This window comes from Phytohabitans rumicis, from assembly GCF_011764445.1.
In the GTDB taxonomy this organism is placed as follows: domain Bacteria; phylum Actinomycetota; class Actinomycetes; order Mycobacteriales; family Micromonosporaceae; genus Phytohabitans; species Phytohabitans rumicis.
The window spans coordinates 6,308,406-6,324,679 of sequence record NZ_BLPG01000001.1; the positions used below are offsets into that span (position 1 = coordinate 6,308,406).

Sequence of the window (16,274 nt, forward strand, 5' to 3'; positions counted from 1 at the left end):
GCTTGTGCGCGCTTCGCTTGTGCGCGCTTCGCTTGTGCGTCGATCAAGGGCAAACGGTCGTGGTTTGATCTCCAATCCACGGCCGTTTGCCCTTGATCGACGTGGAATTCCTTGATCGACGGTGCTGGCACGGCGCCTGGGGCTCGCGCTTGGAGGATCCAGGTCTACCGCTCGCGTAAGACGAGCCGCACGCCCGCCCTTCACCCGCTCACCCAGGACGCTAGCCTCGTCGATCAAGGAAAACACCCGCGATCAAGGGTAAACGGCTGTGGTTTGATCTCTTTTCACGGCCGTTTGCCCTTGATCGACGGCAAATCCCTTGATCGGCGCGGACGTGGGGTTACGCGGCGGCGCGGCGTTGCTGCGGGGCGATGCCGGCGCCGGCGGGCTGGCGCATCAGGAGCCGTACGGTGATGGGCGCGGTCACGACGGCGGTGCCGCAGCCGGTGCAGACCAGCTCGTCCCCGTCCTCGTCGTACGGCAGGCTCTCGAAGGGCATCTCGGCCTGGCAGGTGGCGCAGTGCATTTCTCGCACGGGGCCCTCCTCGGCTAGGGAAGCGGGAATTACCCGGTTGTAGTTCTCACGCTACCCAGCAATTGCGATCCGGCAAGAAGCCACCCCAGGTCGCACCCGGTTCTTTTCGAGATCACGACGCAGACGTCCGTGTACCGGCGAGGCTGGACATTGTCGCGCTCCCATGTGCGCCACGACTCAACTGGGAGGCCGCAAGCCAATGCGGCCTCTTTAACGTTTCCCCACCCCATGCGCTGCCGAATCAGCGCTAGGCGAGATCCAAATGCGCTGTCATCCGGAACCCAACCGGTCGTACTCGGCGGTTGCTGCGTCACGGTCATGCAGCACAGGTTAGAGCGCAAGACGCAGGATCGGAAGCAATCGCCGAGGAACCTATGCTTGACACAGGTTTCTTGGCAGGTCTAGCCTCCCCCGACATGGGTGATACACAGGTTGATCGGAAACTAACACCTTCCCAGGTAGCGAAGCGTTTGGATGTCACCCCGGAGACCGTTCGGGAGTGGATCCGCACGGGCAAGCTGCCCTCGATCACGCTGCCCTCGGGCCGGATGAAGGTCCGCGAACTGGACGTCATTGCGATCGAAACGGCCGAGTTGCGGAGCGCGTCATGAGCGCGGGGAGGGCGGAGCCGATCGTCCGGGCGGCGATCACGGCGCTCGACGCGTTCGGGTGCGACAACCGCATGGATGCCCTGATCCTGTTGCCGCTCTGGGCCCGCTACGAGGAGCTAGGCCCGGCGCAGTTCAACGAGGTGATCAGTGCGTACCCGCCCCCGGACGACGCCGCGGTAATCCGCGCCCGGGCCGCGGCCGGGCCGCCCGCCGTCGACGACGAGGAGGGGTGGGTGCGCGACGTGGCGGCGCCGCCGGCCGACGCGCCCCCACCTGACGGCGAGGTGCTCGGCATGGCCGTTACCGGTCGGGTGTCGCTGGACCTGCCGTTGCCGAGGAGGTCGGCAGCATGACGGCGATCACGATCGAGATCGACGACAGCAAGCTGAGCCGGTATGCGGACAGCTTCCTCGCGCTGGCCTGGCACGTCGCGCAGGCCAACCCGGCGCCATTCGGAGACCACCGCGCCGGCGAGCTGGTCGAGCACATCGGCCGGGAGATCATCCGGCGCTGGCTCGGCAAGGTGCCGCCCGAGCTATGGCACCACCAGGGCAGCCACAGCCCCCACAAGTGGCTGAGCCAGTTCGCCCGCTACACCCCCGGGGAGGGCCATCAGTCCCTGCCGGCCTTTAGCGCTGAGCACCGCGAGGCGTTCCACGCCGGGCATTGGTCGATCAAGCCGGAAGCCGCGGCGGCGCTTCTCCCGGCCGGCGGCGAGGTGGTCGCGGCGGCGATCGAGTGGCAGGAAGCCAAACGACCCGGCGGTGACTTCATGCGTGGGGTGCGCGCCGAAAAGGCGCTCGCGGAGGCGCTGGAGGTGCTGCTGAAAACGTCGACCGACAGCGACGCCCCGGCCGAGGAAGTGTCGCCATGAAGCCGCTGACCCTGCCCGGCTGCGGCGCGCCGGCGAGCTTCCGATTCGAGCTGTTCACCCAGAGCGACAAGTCGCTCGACGGGGATGTGTGGGTGTGCGCGGAGCACGCCTACATCGACACCCTGCGCGAGACGACCGGCCTCGCGCCGTACCGCACGCTCAGCGATCCGGCCGGGAAGTGCTGTGGGGACGGCTGGGACTTCCGCACCATGCAAGCGATCAAGGCGCCGCTGGCGCCAGCCCCGGCGACCAACGTCGACCTGTACGCGGCGAGGATCCGTGGAATCACCGGCCCGGGGGCGCCACCCACCCTCGCCGCGGGGGTCCTCATGCAGGGGGCCATGGACCTTCACCGGGCGGACACCATCACCGACGCCGAGGCCGTCGCCGCGGTCCGCGACATCCTCTCGGCGCTCGCGCAGGTCGTCGACGAGCGCCGGTCGTGAGCGTCCGCCGGGCGGTGCTGCTCGCCGTGCTGGCCGTGGTGATCTGGCTGGCCATGCTGTCCGGCGGCGATCGCTGATGCCGTCGACGGCGCCGCGCGCCCCGGCCGGGCTGGAGGGCTGGCTCACCGGCACGCCGCAGGAGCTGGGCGCCGCCCGCGAGGCGCTCGGCCGGCTGTTCGCGATCGTCGTGGAGTCGGCGCGTGAGCCGCTTGGTCGTGGCCGCTACCGGCAGTACCTCCGCGCAACACCCCTGTCTGTACCCCCAGGAAACACTGAGCTGGAAAGGGCATCTGAGCAGTGCGAAATACCGTTTCCATCACCGTCAACGGGAACCTGACCGACGATCCGGAGCTGCGGTTCACCCCCAGCGGCACGGCCGTCGTCAAGTTCACCGTGGCCGTGAACCCGAGGACCTTCGACAAGGACTCGGGGCAGTGGAAGGACGGCGAGCCCAGCTTCTATCGATGCACGGCGTGGAAGCAGCTGGCCGAGAACATCGCGAACAGCCTCGCCAAGGGCCACCGGGTGATCGTCGACGGCACTCTGTCCGAGCGACGGTGGAAGGACGTCAAGGAACCCGAGAAGATGCGCTCGGGGTGGGAGGTCACCGCCGACGCGGTCGGCCCTGACCTGTCCTACGCCACCGCGACGGTCAAGAAGATGGCCCGGGGCTCGGCCGGCGACGTGCCGCCGGACGACCCGTGGTCGACGGGCTCCAGCCAACCGCCGGCGAGGGCCGGCGCCGGATTCAGCGACGACGAACCACCCTTCTAGGAGATCTCCATGACGACGACGCAGTTCAATTTCTGGCGGAGCACTCAGCCGTCGACAATCGAGCAGGAATTCGGCTACCACCCGGCTACCCCCGTCACCGGCCCGGTGCACGACCACGTGCGGGCGATGATGCGCACCACGGCGCACCGGCTGAACGAGCTGCTGCCGGAGTGCGAGCCGAAAAAGCTCGCGCTGGCTGCGCTGCGCGAGGCCATGTGGGCGGCCAACTCCGCGGTTGCCTGCTACGGCTCGGGTGACCCTGGCTGGCAGCGCTCGATGCGGGACTGGCTGGCCCTGCCGCCGGAGCGCGTCGACGACGCGCCCGCCGCGGCGGCCGGCACCAAGGACACGCCGGCGGGCCGGGACCTTGATGACCCCTCCGGGTCCTCAGCGGTCGCTACGCCCGGCCCGCCGGCGGCCACCCCCGACCAGGCCCCGCGGCGGGCAACGCGGCGCCGGCGATCGGTAAGGCAGCGGTGGCCAAGCCGGAGTCCGTGTTCGTGCGGCCGTACGTGGTCAAGTCCGGGGAGAGCGCGTGAACGCCGAGCAGCGGCGCCGGGGGCGCAAGATCCGCCAAGTCCTCCGGCTGGACCGGGCCTGGAGGGCCGAGGGCAAGGTGGAGGGCCGGACCGAGAACGCGCTGGCATGGCGGATGGGCCAGGCGCACCGGATGGGCGTGGGCGCCGACATGGAGCGGGCGCGGCGTCGGGCCTCCCGCAAGGCGGGTAAGTGATGGCCGAGTCGCTGAGCCTGCCGGTCGAGGTGTGCGTCTACCGGGACGGCGATCCGCTCGTCCCGGCGTTCATCCACCTCCTGCACCCCAACGAGCGGTGCAGCGACGTCATACGCCTGAATGTGCTCGGCCTCGGGCCGCTGAACACCGTCGACGTGAACCTCCAGTGGGACGGAGAGGTCACCCCGGGGTGGTGGGGGTTCCGGGTCATGCTCGCGGACAACACCGGCGGGTGGGTGGGCCTCAACCGGCCGGGTCTGCTCCACACCCAGCCGTCCGACGTGCCGACCGTAGTGACCTTCGTGCCGGCGACCCGGACCAGGTTCGAGGACCCGGTCTACGGCGGGGTGCTGGCCCTGCTGCTGCGGACCCAGGACCGCTACCGGCCCCTGCCGGACGGTGATGCGTGATGGCCGAGCAGCTGCCGGTCGACGACGTCGACGAGGAGCAGTGCGATACGTGCGCCGATGGCGGCAGTGAATGCGGCGCGTGCGACGGCAGCGGGGAAAACGGCTACACCGACTGCTGGGCGTGCGGCGGCTCGGGCTGGGCCATCCCGTCCCACTGCTGCGCGTGCGGTGGTTCGCCGTACTGCCAGTGCTGCCGGAAGTGCGGGGGCACCTACGTCGGCGCGTGCTCGTGTCCGATCGCGACCGAGGTGAACGGGGAGACCGTCTACATCTAGCACCGTGGCGGCCGTGATCTTGCCACCCCCGGGATGGTGAGCGCGGTTGCCCCTTGTGCGCGGCGGCGAAGCCGTCGCTCGTGTCGGTGGGGAGATACGGCGACGGGACCGACCAATGGTCGGTCCCGTCGTCTGCTTCCCCGGTCTGGGTCGGCGGCGCCCCTTGTGAAGAGCACCGCCGAGTGTAGTGGACGGAGGGCACATGTCCGTTGAAGTCAACCTTCCCGAGGACGCCGTCGAGCTGTTGGCCCGATCCGGCCAAGGCCGGGCCTGGGACGTGATGGACGAACAGCAACGCGCCGCGGCGCGCGCGTTAGCACGTGACCACCTTCGCCGGGACTGGCCTGTCTTGCTGGCCACCCTCTCCGGGTTCTCGATCGGATGGTGGCACGAGGACGACGACCACCACGGGATCTTCGTGGCTCACCGGTGCGGCTGGCTCACCAAGCTGTTGGAAGGCGAGTACCTTGCCAACATCATCAACGGTCCGGTGGCCGAACACCGCAGGACCGGATGCGACGCCGGTAGCGCAACGTGACGCCGGCGGATGCGGAGCGTAGCGCGGGAGTGGATCACTCCGGCGCGGCGCCTGGGCTTGTTATATGTGCCAAAACACAGCGTCTTCGGACGACGGAAGTCGATGCGTCCCCGGGTGACGGCGAGTTTGAGCAGCTCACGCGCTTTTCCCACCGGTTCCCGTCGTCTCAGATGTTGGAAGCCGCGGCCGGGCTGTACGAGGCGCTGCCGTCGTGGGATGGGCATGAGGGTCCGCGGGCCCGGGTGACGATCGGGCCCGGGGCGGTCGGCGTGAAGCGGACCGACCTGGCCCGCCGGGAGCGCACCGCGGAGCGCGAGCAGCGGCGCCGGCGGAAGGTGGCCGACGAGCTTGCCGGGGAGCTGGAGCGCACCGGGGAGTTCCCGCCGGCGCCGATGCCCCGCCGGGAGATCACCGGGTGGTCGCGCAAGTCCAGGGCCAACATGGTCCGGGCGCTGTGCGAGCTGGACTACTTGCCGATGTTCACCAACCCGGCCGCTGTGCCGGCGATGGTGACGCTCACCTACCCCGGGGACTGGCTGACCGTGGCGCCGAACGGTAGGGCGGTCAAGCGGCATCTGGACGAGTTCTACCGGCGGTACCGGGCCGCGTGGGGCACCGAGTTGCTCAGCGTCTGGAAACTCGAGTTTCAGCGGCGGGGGGCGCCGCACTTCCACATGCTGATGGTCCCGCCGCACGGGCGCGCGCACTCCCGCGCCGACGCGGCCGGCTCGGGCCTGCCGTTCAAGGCGTGGCTGTCGGTGGTGTGGGCGGACATCGTCAACCACCCCGACCCGATCGAGCACATGAACCACCTGGCGGCCGGGACCGGCGTCGACTACCAGGAAGGCGCGCGGCTGCAAGACCCCAAGCGCGCGGCGATCTACTTCACCAAGCACGGCAGCTTCTCGGCCAAGGAGTACCAAAACTGTGTCCCGGACGCGTGGACGGCGCCGGGCATGGGCCCGGGGCGGTTCTGGGGGTACCGGTACCTCGACCGGGTGGTGCGCGGTGTCGAGGTCTCCCCGCGTGACGCCCAGCTGATCGCCCGGACGATCCGGCGGTGGGCCCGCGCGCAGGGCACCACCCGCGAGGTCCGGGCGCCGCGGGTCCGGGGCGGCCGGGTGATCCCCGTCGCGCACGAGGTCGTCGGGCTGGCCGGCGCCCAGCTGGTCGCCTCGCGCGGGAAGGTGCGACATCGGCGGGTACGCCGGCGGGTCGAGAGGATGCGCGGCGGCGCCGGGTGGGTGTCCGTCAACGACGGCGCCGCGTTCGCCTCCCAGCTGGCTCGGTGGCTTGCCCAGATGCAGGCCCGCGCGAGGTCCACTGTGCTCGGTCTGATGGGTGACCGGGTGGCCTGATGGGTAGACGCCTGTGCATGTTCGGGGGCTGCCTGGCGCGTGCGGAGTTCGCGTTCGATCCGAATCTCGGTGTGGCTCCACCCGAGGTCACATGGTGGTGCGCGGCGCACGTCGGGGAGGGCCTGGCCCTCGCGTTCGCCAAGCAGCGTCAGCGCGGTGATCGATGGATCAGTCTGAATATCGAGCCGATCGCCCTACCGGGCAGGCCCCGAGCGAGGAAATGATGGATGTCAATTATATAACTCGGGCTGAGCACGACGTGCTGCGCCGGCACGTAGACGAGCTGGCGGCCGCGGTGATCACGCTGGGGCGCCTAGTCGTGGACATGTCCTCTCCACAAGGGACGGTTGTCCCTAGACGTGGCACCGTGACCGATGCTGTGGCCGCGCTGCTCGCGGAGCACCCGGACATGTCCGTCGAGGACCTGGTCGAGGCGACCGGCGGGAGCCTTCGGCACGTGCGCCGGGTGGTCAGGGAGCTGCGTCCTCGGTGACGTAGAGGTGCTTGCCCTGACGGCCGACCACCAGGCCCTCGAACATCAACTCTCGGATGGCTCGCTGCATGGTGGTGATGCCGACGCTGTAGAGCGCGGCCAGTTCGCGGTACGTGGGCAGGGGCTCGCCGCGCTTGTATTCGCCACCCTCGATTCGGGTGCGAAGGTCCGCGGCGATCTCCCGATAGCCCATCGGGATCGGCATGGGTGTCTCCGGTGCTTCCGTTCGGCACCCCAATGTGATCATGTCGCTACCTCCAGTTCAATACCAATGTTGACTCTGGTACCAATGGCACTAAAGTTGGGTGCGCGCAGTGCTGCCGGTCTCCGTTCGGCAATGGGGGTCAACGCGCTGCGTATGCCCGGTGTCCTGACACTGCCGCCGGGCCTCCCCGCCGGGACGAGCGCGGATCCTCGACACCGCCACAAGCGGATCGTGTGCCCGACCGCGCTCGTCTCGGTCCCCCGAATCGAGAAGGGCACTCGATGGGTGAGGAACGCGAGCTGACTGCGGCCGAGCTGGTCGAAGAGCTGGTCATCAACGCGTGGGCGATCTACAACGACCACGCGCCCGTCGACGGGCAGTGCCCGGTGTGCAAGGTGCCGACGCTCTGCGAGGCGCGCGCCGGGTCGATCAAGTACCTGCGGTCCAAGGCGCTGATTGACTGACTAGCCGGCCTGCCGCGCGGCCGTCTGCGCGGTGACGATCCGCTGCACGTGGCCCGCCGACAGCCCGGTGTGCCGCGCGATCGCGCGGATCGGCATGTCTTCCCGGTCGGCCTCGTCGATCTCCGCGTCGCGCGCGTCGACGTCGGTTTCCCAGACCTTGCGTGACTCGCGCGCCGCTGCGGCGAGGCGCCGCAATCGTTCCGGTGTTGCCATCGGGTACGACACCCCCAACCAGGACCTATGCGCGTTCGCGCATATGACGTACGGTACAGGCCATGGCCGAGCCGTTGAAGGTCCGCGGGACGTGCCCGAAGTGTCACCGCGTGGTCGACGCGACGGCGCCCAAGGGCCGGGCGACCTGGCGGGGCACCTGCCCTAGGCGGGGCTGTGACGGGGTGGTGCTGGCCAGGCGGATCAAGGACGACGCGCCGGCGACCCCGCCCGCCGGCGAGAGCGCGCCGGCGCCGTCGACGTCGGCGAAGAGGACGCCGCGGAAGGTGGTCAAGGGTGGATACCAGCGACGTTCCGGTCCCGCTGAGCCTGCTGCCGGGCTTCCGCCCGCCGGCGAGCCTCCGGCTGGACCCCCGCTGCCGGAGGCGACGGACGACCCGACGGCGCCGGCGACGGAGCCAAGCCGGGAAAGCCTGCCCGATCGGCCACCCCGGAAACTGGGCGGCACGGGTACCCATACGCGCACCTCTTCGGCTGGTGACGTCCCGAAGCCGGATGCCGCGGCGACCGCGCGGGTGGTGGCCGGGCTGCTCGGCCTGGTCGCGGCCGGCGTCGCCGGGCTGGTGCTGTGGACGCGCCGGCGGCAGCTGCGCCGGCCGACATCGGAGCAGCTGGACGACATCGCCGAGCCGCTCGCCGCGATCGCGATGCGGCACCTACCGGTCGAGTTCCTGTCCAAGGACCTGGTCGACGGGCTCGCGGCCGGGTCGGCGGTCGGCGCGTACCTGACCGATGGGCCCCTGCTGACGCACCCCGACGTCGACCCCGGCGTCCCGGCCGACCTTCCCACCGATCCGGAACAGGAGATCCGATGATCCCCAGGCTCGCTCAGGCGCTCCGCTCGACCAAGTTCGATCTCATGCTGGCGGTAGCGTGCATCTCGCTCGGGATCGGCCTGATCCAGCAGCTGACCGAAAAGCACACGGACGAGCTCGGCGCGCTCGACGAGCAGATCGCCGACCGGCGGCTCACCCTCGCGTCGATCGAGGACCGGCTGGCCCGGGCCCGGGAGAAGGAAGCGCTCGCGGACTATCCGGCGCAGGTCGATGTCGACCCGCTGCACCGCGGCGAGCCCGTCGACAAGCTGCCCGCCCCGCACCCGGTGTCCGGGGTGCGCGTCGACGTCGACGAGCTGGACCGCGCCGAAGCGTGAGCAGCTTCGACAAGCACGGCTACATCGACACCTCACGCGGGCTGATCGTGGGGTGTTTCGGCAAGAAGCGGTCCGGCAAGTCGGTGATGGGCCTGCTGATCTTCCGCACCTACCCGTACGACCGGATCGTGATCGACGCCGCGGCGGACGACGGCCCGTGGGGACCCGACGTCGAGGAACTGCATGGCACCGTCGACGAGCTGCCCCGCGCGTGGCCGGAGCACCTGCGCAAGGAGGGCCCGGACGGGCGACCGGCGCCGATGACGCTGCGCTACGTGTACGACCCGGGCTCGCCGACCGCGCTGGAGGACAACGACGCGGTCGTGGGCCTGGCGCTCAGCCACGGGAAGAAGACCGGGCACTGCGCGCTGCTGGTGCACGAGGTCGGCGTCCTGGCGCCGGCCAACCGGACCCCGGCTCACACCCGCCGGGCCCTGATGCACAACCGGCACCACAACCTGACGATGATCCTGTGCGGGCCGCGGCCGATGAACATCGACCCGCTGGTGCTCGCGCAGTGCGACCTGGTCTACGGGTTCCGGCTGCCGAACCCGCACGACCGGCGCCGGGTCGCCGAGACGATCGGCTGGCCACCGGACGAGTTCGACGCGGCGAACAAGGCGCTCAAGGCGAACGAGTATCTGCGGTACGACGACAACCAGGACCCGCCGGACAGCGAAGACGAGCGCGACCTACGGCTCGTGCACTTCCCGCCGTTGCCGCTCGACGTCGTGACCGAGACGACCCGCTGGGCGAAGGGCGGCGCGGGCCGCTAGATCTCGCCGGCCTCGCGCAGCACGGTGGCCTGCCACCGGTCGAGGCGGTCGGTGGTGATCGACCCGGCGCCCAGGCATACCGGGCAGAACGGGTTCGCGGGGTTCCCGCAGCGTTCGGCCGGGCACATGTGCCGGACCCCGTCGACGGCGGCGCCGTGGACATGCTGGTCCAGGACCAGGGAGTTGTCGTTACCGTGCCGTAGCATGCTCACATAGCGATGTTCGCATAGGTCGGGAGTGAGCGATGAGAGGCAAGTCCATCGTGGTCACCGTGGTCGTGGCGCTGGCCGTGGTGATCGGCTACGACTACTTCAAGCAGCGCCAGGGCGGCTAGCGATGCTCGGGCGGAAGGCGTTGTTCTGGGCCGCGGTCGGTGGCGTGTCGCTCCTGACCCACTTCGGGCTGGAGCTGGTCGCGCGCAAGGTGCCATCCAAGGGGCTCGCGCGCTTCGCCGAGTTCATCCACTGCGGTCCCGGAAACGGAGGTAACTAACCCATGGTCGCTGCGACCCTTACCCCGTCGGCGCCGCTGATTCAGGGTGTGTCCAGCCCTGAGGTGATCGTCGACCCGGGGGCGTTCTACGCCGCGACGCGCCGTCTGCGGTTCCCGATGCGCAGCCTGACGGCGATCGCCGGGCTCGGCTCGACCGACTCGACGCAGCTGCGCCAGACCGGCATCGTGGGCATGCTCGAAGTCCGGATCAAGGGCACGCTGACGTTCGGCGGCACCATCACCGGCACGAGCATGACCCACGAGTGGCCGTTCAACCTGGTGCGTGCGTTCCGGCTGTCGGCGAACGGTCAGTCGAACCTGATCTCCGCGCGCGGCCTGATGGTCCGGGCGCTGGAGTACGTCACCAACCCGAAGATCGACGACACCGGCATCGCGGCGACGTTCGGGTCGACCGCGGTCACCACCGGCTCGCTCAAGATGCCCGCGGACGACTGGGGCACCTCGGGCGTCAACTCGCTCAACCCGGGCGCGACCGTGGCCGCTACCGGCGCGTACACGGTGGACGTCACGTACTTCATCCCGGTCTTCGCCGAGCCGGTCACGCTGATCGGCGCGGTCTACGCCCAGTCGTCGGCGACGAACCTGTCCCTCGACATCGACTGGAACACGCAGGCGGCGCTGCTCACCCTGGGCGGCTCGGCCACGCTCGCGTCGGCGCTGTCCTACAAGGTCACCGGCGTGGCGTTTTCGATCCCGCAGGTGGGCGGCCGGTTCGTGGTGCCGGACCTGTCGCAGTTCCACCAGATCGCCGAGTTCCGGCAGGGCGGTCTGGCCCAGGGCCTCAACGAGCCCCTGCTACCGGGTACGGGCGTCGGTCGCAAGCTGCTGCGGCTGGGGTTCAACGTCTACAGCGGATCGACGCCGGCGCCGCTCGCGCTCAACGACACGAATTACTCGACGGTCGGTTGGGCGTACGGCGGCAACGACGTCCCGGAAAGCTACGCGGCCGGCGGCGACCTGAGGGCGCACAACTTCCGGGGGTCCGGGGTCGACCTGGGCGGCAACTGGGGCATCGGCATGTGGGATTTCGCGTCCCAGTTCGCGCTGCGGGACGTCGTCGACGAGGGCATGACCTCGGACCTGCGCGTGCAGATCGGCCTGGTCAGCTCGCCCACGTCGGGGTTCGCGCAGATCTTCCAGGAGACCCTGTTCGCGGCGCCGGTCGGCGCGTGAAGGAGGCGGCATGAGCACCACGAAGAAGCCGGCGCTGGGGCGCCAGGTCGTCGCCCTGGTCGACCCGGACGAGCACGACGGCCGGGAGGAGCTGGTGGCCACGGTCACCGGCCTGAACAAGGACGGCACGGTCAACCTGCTCGGGTTCCCCGACGAGGCCGGCCAGACCGTCGTGGAGCTGCGCGGCGCGCGTCTGTGCGCCGATCGGTCGGCGGCCGAAAAGGCGCTGGGCGAACATCTGGACGACCTTCCCCGACGCCCAGGTGAGCCCGACCCGACCGCGCTGCGCGTCGCCCGGTGGGTGCCCGTCGCCTACTGGCCGGACGACCCGACCGGCGCCGCGATCGCGACGCTCACGGCCGAGTTGGCCAAGGTGAAGTCCGACGTGGCGGCGCTGGCCAAGGCTGCCAAGCCGGCTAGCTGAGGGGCGCCCGATGTACACGGCGGCATCGCTCTACGGGTCGACCCCGCAGGCGCCCAGCTACACACAGCCGGCGCCGATGGCCTACACCGACGATCTCGCGTCCGGTGTCCGTGGCCTGCTCGACCCGAACAACCCGCTGTTCTGGTTTGGCGTGGTGCTGGCGGTCACGCTCGGCGCCGCCGGCGCGGCCGGGTCGGTGCGGCTCGGCAAGGCCAAGCTCTCCGCATCAATCGATAAGGGCTGATATTTATATGGCTCGGAGGCGGACGACCAAGGCGCCGGCGACGGCCGGCGGCGCCGAGGATGCCCCCGTGCCTGTCGACAAGCCGGACCCCGCCGAGGACGGGTCCGGCGGCGAGCGACCCGGCCGGCAGGCACCCCCCAGCGCCTCCGGCCGGGTCCCCGTCCCGAAGGTGGTCAACCAGGGGGCCGGGTTCCTGCTCGGCCTGCTCGCCTGGGGATGGATCGGCCTGCCACTGCTGCGCGGCGGGCCCGAGGAGGTGCGGGACGTGCTGCGGGCGAAGTTCTTCAACAAGGCACCGGACGGGACGTGGTTGCCGTGAACGCGTCCGGGGCCCTGCTGGTCGTGGCCGGGGTGTGGGTGCTGTGTCAGGTGTTGGGCGGCGCCGCGCTCGGCCGGCTCGGTATCGCCGGCGACCCGACCACGCCCGGGAAGCGGGACTGAGCCGTGGGCGGGTTCCTGGCCGGCGGCCTGGCCCTGATCGTGTTTTACGCGGTGTTGCAGCCCGGCGGCGCCGCGGCGGCCGAGGCCGGATCGAATGTGGTCGCGCAGGCGGCACGCCGGGCGATCTCGCCCGACGTCGCCGGCGTGCCGCAGCGGGGCAGGCCCGGCGACAGCGGCGGCCCGGTAGCCGAACCTCCGGGCATCCGGGACCCCAACCCGCAAGACAACGAGGGGCGCGGGCAGCCCCAGCAGAGCAAGTGAAGGGAGGCAGGCGATGGTCCGCAAGGGCATGTTCTACGGCGCGGCGCTGATCGGCATCTACCTCGCGGTCAGCCACGCGACCCAGGGCGGCCGGCTGCTCACGGCAGGCGGCGGCGCGGTGTCCACTGTGGTCAAGACCTTCCAAGGGCGGTAGCCATGGGCAAGAAGGTGATTCCGGGCAACGGCCGGGCCACGATCGCGCTGATCTTCGGCCCGGACGCGCACGCGCTGCGGCTGGCCGGGTCGATGGCGCTGGCCACCCTCCCGTTCTCCCCGATGGCGGTCGGCGTGCACTCCCCGGGCGGCTCGAACAAGGGCTTCACCGGCGACCCCGGCTACGGCGTCAACCGGATGGGCGGCCGCACCGATCCGATGCAGTTCTTCGCCGGCGCCGCGGCGGCGACCAAGCCTGTGCGCGACCCCAAGTCGCGGCGGCTCGGCATCGGCGCCATGCCCTCCGGCCAGCCCGGCATGCCGGGCACCGGCACCGACGACAACCCGCTCGCCGGGTTCGGCGGCCAACTGCGCACCGGCTGGGCCTGATGGACTGGAAGGCCCTGCTGCGCAACAAGCCCGCGCTGGCCGGACTCGGCGCCGCGGCGGCGCTGGGCGCGTGGACGCTCTACCAGCGCAGCCGCGGTGACTCCGCGGGCCCGGTCGACGACGAGAGCACCTCGGGCGGGGTCGGCGGTGTCGGATCCTTCGACAGCACCGGCACCGACGTCGCGAACTGGCTCGGCAACTACAGCGGCAGCTTGCAGACCCAAATGGACGAGTTCCTCAACAGCATCCGCGACGAGCTGGGCAACATGCCGACCAACCCGACGCAGCCGGCGCCGACCAAGCCCATCACCACGCAGCCGGTCACCCGCCCGATCGGCAAGATCCCGGGCCTGAGGCCGGCAGTCAAGACGCCGGCGTACGTGACCGTGGGCAAGTACACCAAGACCAACACGGCGTGGAACAGCACGTTGTCCGGCATCGCGAAGCGGTACAAGACCAGCGTGTCGACCCTGCTGAAGCTGAACCCGTCGGTGAAGAACCCCAACGTGATCCGCACCGGCCAGAAAATCCGGGTGTCGTGAGTGGCCAGGCGCACCCCGGCCGAGGTGTACCGGGCGCTGCTCGGCGCCGGGTTCCCCCCACAGGCGGCCGTCACGATGACGGCGATCGCCGGCGGCGAGTCCGGGTGGGATGACGCCGCGGTCGGGGACACCCGGCTGCAGAACGCCACCTGGGGGCCCAGCTACGGGGTTTTCCAGGTCCGGACCCTCAAGAGCGAGACGGGTAAGGGCACCGCGCGGGACATCATGGAGCTGACCGGCGACCTGGGCGCGCAGGCCCGCGCCGCGTGGGAGATCTCCCAGCACGGCGCCGACTTCACCCCCTGGACCGTCTACACCAGCGGGCGCTACAAGGACTTTCTGGGCCAGGTGAGCGGCGCCGTGGGCGTGGTCGGTGACGTGATCGGCGACCTGGTCGACAAGATCCCCGGCGCCGACATCACCGTCGGCGACGTGCTCGGCGGCGCCCGCGGCGTCGCGGTCGAGGTGGTCGCCGTGGTGTTCGGCCTGGCCCTGGTCGTCGCCGGCCTGGCCAAGTCCAGCGGCCTGATCCGCCGGCGCGCAGACGAGGTGGAGGCGCTGCCATGAGCCGGGTCGACGACGTGATCGCCGCGGCCACCGCCGAGATCGGAAAGCCGTACAACTTCGGCGACGAGGGCCCGAACAGCTTTGACTGCTCGGGCCTGATGCAGTGGGTGTACGCCCGGGTGGGGATCAAGCTCCCGCGCACCGCACGCGAGCAACAGGCGGCGCTGCCCCCGGTCAAGGACCCGTTGCCCGGCGACCTCGTGTTCTGGGGGCGGCCGGCGACCCACGTGGGCCTGGTCATCGGCGGCGGGAAGATGATCGCCGCCCCGCACGCCGGCGCCCGCGTACGCGTCCAGGACATCTACGGCACGCCGGCCTCCTACGCCCGGGTCCAGGGCCTAGGGACCGCGCTCGCGCCCGTCACCGGCGCCGTGGGGGCCCTGGGCGGCACCGTGCAGGACTGGCTGGACGGCATCCGCGCCGGCGCGCTGGAGCTCACCGTCGCGGCGGCCGGGCTCGCGCTGGTCGGCTGGGGGCTGTGGCGCATGACCGGGCCCGGACGGGCCGATCGAGGAGGGGGACCATGAGCACGATCCTGGGAACGCCGCCGGCCGAGCCGGGCCCGGCGCGCAAGCCTCGCCGCGGCGACGCCGAACGGATCCTCGCCGGCGAGCTGCTCGACGCGTTCCGGGCCTCCGCCCAGACGCACACGGAGTTCATGGCCCGGCTACACGGCATGGTCGTCAACGACGTCCTGGCCGTCGAAACCGTCGCGCTGGACGCAGACGGGCGGATCTTCCGACAGTGGCACGTCGCCGCCGGCGCGGCCGAGATCTGCAACCTGTCCACAGAGGAGGTCACCGTCACCGCTTCCGGGCCCGCCTCTGGCCCGCCGACCGGCGGGGTCGGCGTGTCGGTGGTACCGGCCGGCGCGATCCGGATCGTCAACCTCGGGTCCCGGCAGATGACGATCTACGGCACCGCGACCGATCGGGTGTCGTTCCAGGTGGTCACCCGCGGCGGGATCCTCGGGTCGACCATCGGCGCGATCGACGGCGGCGCACCGTAAATGCGCGTCCAGCTGCGCCGCGGGCTCGCCGCTGCGTGGGCGGCAGCAAACCCGGTCCTGGCCGACGGCGAGCCCGGTTTCGAGGTCGACACCGACACCCTGCGCATCGGTGACGGCGCCACCCCGTTCACGTCGCTGCCGGCGATCGGCGCCGGCGGCGGGGGCGGCGACCCGGTCGCGCAGCTGCTCGGGCTCGGCCTGGCCGTCATGCCCCTCGCGGCCGTCGACGCCGGCACGTTCGCGCTGCCGTCCGGGACCCTGGTGCTCAGCCTGGTGCGCGCCGGCGCGTCGGCCACGCTCACCCACCTGGGCGCGTGGCTGCGCGTGGGCGGAGTCACCCCGGGCGCCAACACCAACGGCCTAGCCCTCTACAGCGAGGCAGGGGCGCGGCTCGGGATGACCGGCGACATGGCGGCCGCGTTCGCCGGCACCGGCTACGTCGAGGGGGCGCTTGGCGTGAGCGCGCCGATCGTCGCCGGGACGAACTACTACCTCGGGTGCCTGAGCGACTTCACCACCGGCCCGCACTTGGTCGACGCCACCGCGCCGGCGAACATCCCCACCATCAACGGCCACCGACCCGCGGTGTTCGTGGCTGGGCAGGCCACCTTCCCCGCGAACGTCAACATCGGCACGGCGACGGTCGACTCCAGCCTCTACTACCTCACCGGGAGGTGACCC

The 16,274-nt window shown here is 70.8% G+C and carries 33 protein-coding genes and 1 pseudogene; 30 read left to right on the forward strand and 4 right to left on the reverse strand.

Features of this window, described 5'->3' with window-relative positions; translation table 11 throughout:
• Positions 1 to 340: 340 nt before the first annotated feature.
• Positions 341 to 535 (reverse strand): hypothetical protein, encoded by a 195-nt coding sequence (locus tag Prum_RS28735; RefSeq protein WP_173079321.1) that lies wholly within the window; start codon positions 533 to 535, stop codon positions 341 to 343.
• A gap of 416 nt (positions 536 to 951) precedes the next feature.
• Between Prum_RS28735 and Prum_RS28740 the strand changes: the two genes are divergently transcribed.
• The 12 genes and pseudogenes from Prum_RS28740 to Prum_RS28790 all read left to right on the forward strand — a co-directional run bounded on the left by Prum_RS28740 (position 952) and on the right by Prum_RS28790 (position 7,047).
• Positions 952 to 1,146, forward strand: a complete 195-nt coding sequence (locus tag Prum_RS28740) for a helix-turn-helix domain-containing protein (RefSeq protein WP_173079322.1) — start codon at positions 952 to 954, stop codon at positions 1,144 to 1,146.
• A complete protein-coding gene (locus Prum_RS28745) occupies positions 1,143 to 1,499 on the forward strand; it encodes a hypothetical protein (protein WP_173079323.1) in 357 nt (118 codons plus the stop codon). Before Prum_RS28740 ends, Prum_RS28745 begins: the two co-directional genes overlap by 4 nt.
• On the forward strand, positions 1,496 to 2,020 hold the full coding sequence (locus Prum_RS48860; RefSeq protein WP_178132665.1) for a hypothetical protein: 525 nt from the start codon (positions 1,496 to 1,498) through the stop codon (positions 2,018 to 2,020). The genes Prum_RS28745 and Prum_RS48860 overlap by 4 nt, the downstream gene beginning before the upstream one ends.
• Positions 2,017 to 2,466, forward strand: a complete 450-nt coding sequence (locus Prum_RS28755) for a hypothetical protein (protein ID WP_173079324.1) — start codon at positions 2,017 to 2,019, stop codon at positions 2,464 to 2,466. Before Prum_RS48860 ends, Prum_RS28755 begins: the two co-directional genes overlap by 4 nt.
• A gap of 297 nt (positions 2,467 to 2,763) precedes the next feature.
• Entirely contained in the window at positions 2,764 to 3,240 is a 477-nt protein-coding gene (gene ssb, locus Prum_RS28760; protein WP_173079325.1) for a single-stranded DNA-binding protein, read from the forward strand.
• Positions 3,241 to 3,249: 9 nt separating this feature from the next.
• A pseudogene (locus Prum_RS55805) lies at positions 3,250 to 3,468 on the forward strand (Acb2/Tad1 domain-containing protein); the annotation flags it as partial.
• Between the two features lie 307 nt (positions 3,469 to 3,775).
• Positions 3,776 to 3,973, forward strand: coding sequence for a hypothetical protein (locus Prum_RS28765; RefSeq protein WP_173079326.1), 198 nt, complete (start codon positions 3,776 to 3,778; stop codon positions 3,971 to 3,973).
• Positions 3,973 to 4,383, forward strand: a complete 411-nt coding sequence (locus tag Prum_RS28770; protein ID WP_173079327.1) for a hypothetical protein — start codon at positions 3,973 to 3,975, stop codon at positions 4,381 to 4,383. The genes Prum_RS28765 and Prum_RS28770 overlap by 1 nt, the downstream gene beginning before the upstream one ends.
• A complete protein-coding gene (locus tag Prum_RS28775) occupies positions 4,383 to 4,658 on the forward strand; it encodes a hypothetical protein (protein WP_173079328.1) in 276 nt (91 codons plus the stop codon). The genes Prum_RS28770 and Prum_RS28775 overlap by 1 nt, the downstream gene beginning before the upstream one ends.
• A gap of 202 nt (positions 4,659 to 4,860) precedes the next feature.
• A complete protein-coding gene (locus tag Prum_RS28780; protein WP_173079329.1) occupies positions 4,861 to 5,196 on the forward strand; it encodes a hypothetical protein in 336 nt (111 codons plus the stop codon).
• A gap of 170 nt (positions 5,197 to 5,366) precedes the next feature.
• The gene (locus tag Prum_RS28785; RefSeq protein WP_173079330.1) at positions 5,367 to 6,554 is read left to right on the forward strand and encodes a rolling circle replication-associated protein; all 1,188 of its coding nucleotides are present in this window, start codon (positions 5,367 to 5,369) and stop codon (positions 6,552 to 6,554) included.
• 223 nt (positions 6,555 to 6,777) lie between these two features.
• A complete protein-coding gene (locus tag Prum_RS28790; protein WP_173079331.1) occupies positions 6,778 to 7,047 on the forward strand; it encodes a class I SAM-dependent methyltransferase in 270 nt (89 codons plus the stop codon).
• On the opposite strand, the gene Prum_RS28795 is transcribed toward Prum_RS28790, so the two are convergent.
• Entirely contained in the window at positions 7,025 to 7,252 is a 228-nt protein-coding gene (locus tag Prum_RS28795) for a winged helix-turn-helix domain-containing protein (RefSeq protein WP_246278161.1), read from the reverse strand. The genes Prum_RS28790 and Prum_RS28795 overlap by 23 nt on opposite strands.
• Before the next feature lie 281 nt (positions 7,253 to 7,533).
• Between Prum_RS28795 and Prum_RS28800 the strand changes: the two genes are divergently transcribed.
• Positions 7,534 to 7,716 (forward strand): hypothetical protein, encoded by a 183-nt coding sequence (locus tag Prum_RS28800; protein WP_173079333.1) that lies wholly within the window; start codon positions 7,534 to 7,536, stop codon positions 7,714 to 7,716.
• Here the strand turns inward: Prum_RS28800 and Prum_RS28805 are convergent, their stop codons facing one another.
• Positions 7,717 to 7,929, reverse strand: coding sequence for a hypothetical protein (locus tag Prum_RS28805; protein WP_173079334.1), 213 nt, complete (start codon positions 7,927 to 7,929; stop codon positions 7,717 to 7,719).
• A 62-nt stretch (positions 7,930 to 7,991) separates the two neighbouring features.
• Here Prum_RS28805 and Prum_RS28810 point away from each other — a divergent pair, with 62 nt between their 5' ends.
• The 3 genes from Prum_RS28810 to Prum_RS28820 are packed head-to-tail and all read left to right on the forward strand — an operon-like array spanning position 7,992 to position 9,876.
• Positions 7,992 to 8,762 carry a hypothetical protein gene (locus Prum_RS28810; RefSeq protein ID WP_173079335.1) on the forward strand — a complete coding sequence of 257 codons (771 nt, stop codon included), beginning with the start codon at positions 7,992 to 7,994 and terminating at the stop codon, positions 8,760 to 8,762.
• Positions 8,759 to 9,100, forward strand: coding sequence for a hypothetical protein (locus tag Prum_RS28815; RefSeq protein WP_173079336.1), 342 nt, complete (start codon positions 8,759 to 8,761; stop codon positions 9,098 to 9,100). The genes Prum_RS28810 and Prum_RS28815 overlap by 4 nt, the downstream gene beginning before the upstream one ends.
• The gene (locus Prum_RS28820; protein WP_173079337.1) at positions 9,097 to 9,876 is read left to right on the forward strand and encodes a hypothetical protein; all 780 of its coding nucleotides are present in this window, start codon (positions 9,097 to 9,099) and stop codon (positions 9,874 to 9,876) included. The genes Prum_RS28815 and Prum_RS28820 overlap by 4 nt, the downstream gene beginning before the upstream one ends.
• Here the strand turns inward: Prum_RS28820 and Prum_RS28825 are convergent.
• Complete coding sequence (locus Prum_RS28825) at positions 9,873 to 10,088, reverse strand: hypothetical protein (RefSeq protein ID WP_173079338.1); 216 nt, start codon at positions 10,086 to 10,088, stop codon at positions 9,873 to 9,875. The genes Prum_RS28820 and Prum_RS28825 overlap by 4 nt on opposite strands.
• A gap of 124 nt (positions 10,089 to 10,212) precedes the next feature.
• On the opposite strand from Prum_RS28825, the gene Prum_RS28830 reads away from it, so the two are divergent.
• From Prum_RS28830 to Prum_RS28890, 14 genes are all read left to right on the forward strand, one after another.
• A complete protein-coding gene (locus Prum_RS28830; RefSeq protein ID WP_173079339.1) occupies positions 10,213 to 10,368 on the forward strand; it encodes a hypothetical protein in 156 nt (51 codons plus the stop codon).
• Between the two features lie 3 nt (positions 10,369 to 10,371).
• Positions 10,372 to 11,562, forward strand: a complete 1,191-nt coding sequence (locus Prum_RS28835; RefSeq protein WP_173079340.1) for a hypothetical protein — start codon at positions 10,372 to 10,374, stop codon at positions 11,560 to 11,562.
• 10 nt (positions 11,563 to 11,572) lie between these two features.
• Positions 11,573 to 11,986 (forward strand): hypothetical protein, encoded by a 414-nt coding sequence (locus Prum_RS28840; protein WP_173079341.1) that lies wholly within the window; start codon positions 11,573 to 11,575, stop codon positions 11,984 to 11,986.
• A gap of 10 nt (positions 11,987 to 11,996) precedes the next feature.
• Positions 11,997 to 12,230 carry a hypothetical protein gene (locus Prum_RS28845; RefSeq protein WP_173079342.1) on the forward strand — a complete coding sequence of 78 codons (234 nt, stop codon included), beginning with the start codon at positions 11,997 to 11,999 and terminating at the stop codon, positions 12,228 to 12,230.
• A 67-nt stretch (positions 12,231 to 12,297) separates the two neighbouring features.
• Positions 12,298 to 12,549 carry a hypothetical protein gene (locus tag Prum_RS28850; RefSeq protein WP_173079343.1) on the forward strand — a complete coding sequence of 84 codons (252 nt, stop codon included), beginning with the start codon at positions 12,298 to 12,300 and terminating at the stop codon, positions 12,547 to 12,549.
• Positions 12,546 to 12,671 (forward strand): hypothetical protein, encoded by a 126-nt coding sequence (locus tag Prum_RS53930; protein WP_281368997.1) that lies wholly within the window; start codon positions 12,546 to 12,548, stop codon positions 12,669 to 12,671. Before Prum_RS28850 ends, Prum_RS53930 begins: the two co-directional genes overlap by 4 nt.
• Positions 12,672 to 12,674: 3 nt before the next feature.
• Positions 12,675 to 12,932, forward strand: coding sequence for a hypothetical protein (locus Prum_RS28855; RefSeq protein WP_173079344.1), 258 nt, complete (start codon positions 12,675 to 12,677; stop codon positions 12,930 to 12,932).
• Positions 12,933 to 12,945: 13 nt separating this feature from the next.
• Positions 12,946 to 13,086, forward strand: coding sequence for a hypothetical protein (locus tag Prum_RS28860; RefSeq protein WP_173079345.1), 141 nt, complete (start codon positions 12,946 to 12,948; stop codon positions 13,084 to 13,086).
• Positions 13,087 to 13,088: 2 nt separating this feature from the next.
• Positions 13,089 to 13,475, forward strand: a complete 387-nt coding sequence (locus Prum_RS28865; RefSeq protein WP_173079346.1) for a hypothetical protein — start codon at positions 13,089 to 13,091, stop codon at positions 13,473 to 13,475.
• Positions 13,475 to 14,017, forward strand: coding sequence for a LysM peptidoglycan-binding domain-containing protein (locus Prum_RS28870; protein ID WP_173079347.1), 543 nt, complete (start codon positions 13,475 to 13,477; stop codon positions 14,015 to 14,017). The genes Prum_RS28865 and Prum_RS28870 overlap by 1 nt, the downstream gene beginning before the upstream one ends.
• Entirely contained in the window at positions 14,018 to 14,584 is a 567-nt protein-coding gene (locus tag Prum_RS28875; protein ID WP_173079348.1) for a transglycosylase SLT domain-containing protein, read from the forward strand.
• Positions 14,581 to 15,111: a C40 family peptidase gene (locus Prum_RS28880; RefSeq protein ID WP_173079349.1), complete on the forward strand. Its 531-nt coding sequence runs from the start codon at positions 14,581 to 14,583 to the stop codon at positions 15,109 to 15,111. Before Prum_RS28875 ends, Prum_RS28880 begins: the two co-directional genes overlap by 4 nt.
• Complete coding sequence (locus tag Prum_RS28885; RefSeq protein WP_173079350.1) at positions 15,108 to 15,593, forward strand: hypothetical protein; 486 nt, start codon at positions 15,108 to 15,110, stop codon at positions 15,591 to 15,593. The genes Prum_RS28880 and Prum_RS28885 overlap by 4 nt, the downstream gene beginning before the upstream one ends.
• Complete coding sequence (locus tag Prum_RS28890) at positions 15,594 to 16,271, forward strand: hyaluronate lyase N-terminal domain-containing protein (protein WP_173079351.1); 678 nt, start codon at positions 15,594 to 15,596, stop codon at positions 16,269 to 16,271. It abuts the gene before it with no gap.
• Positions 16,272 to 16,274: the final 3 nt, after the last annotated feature.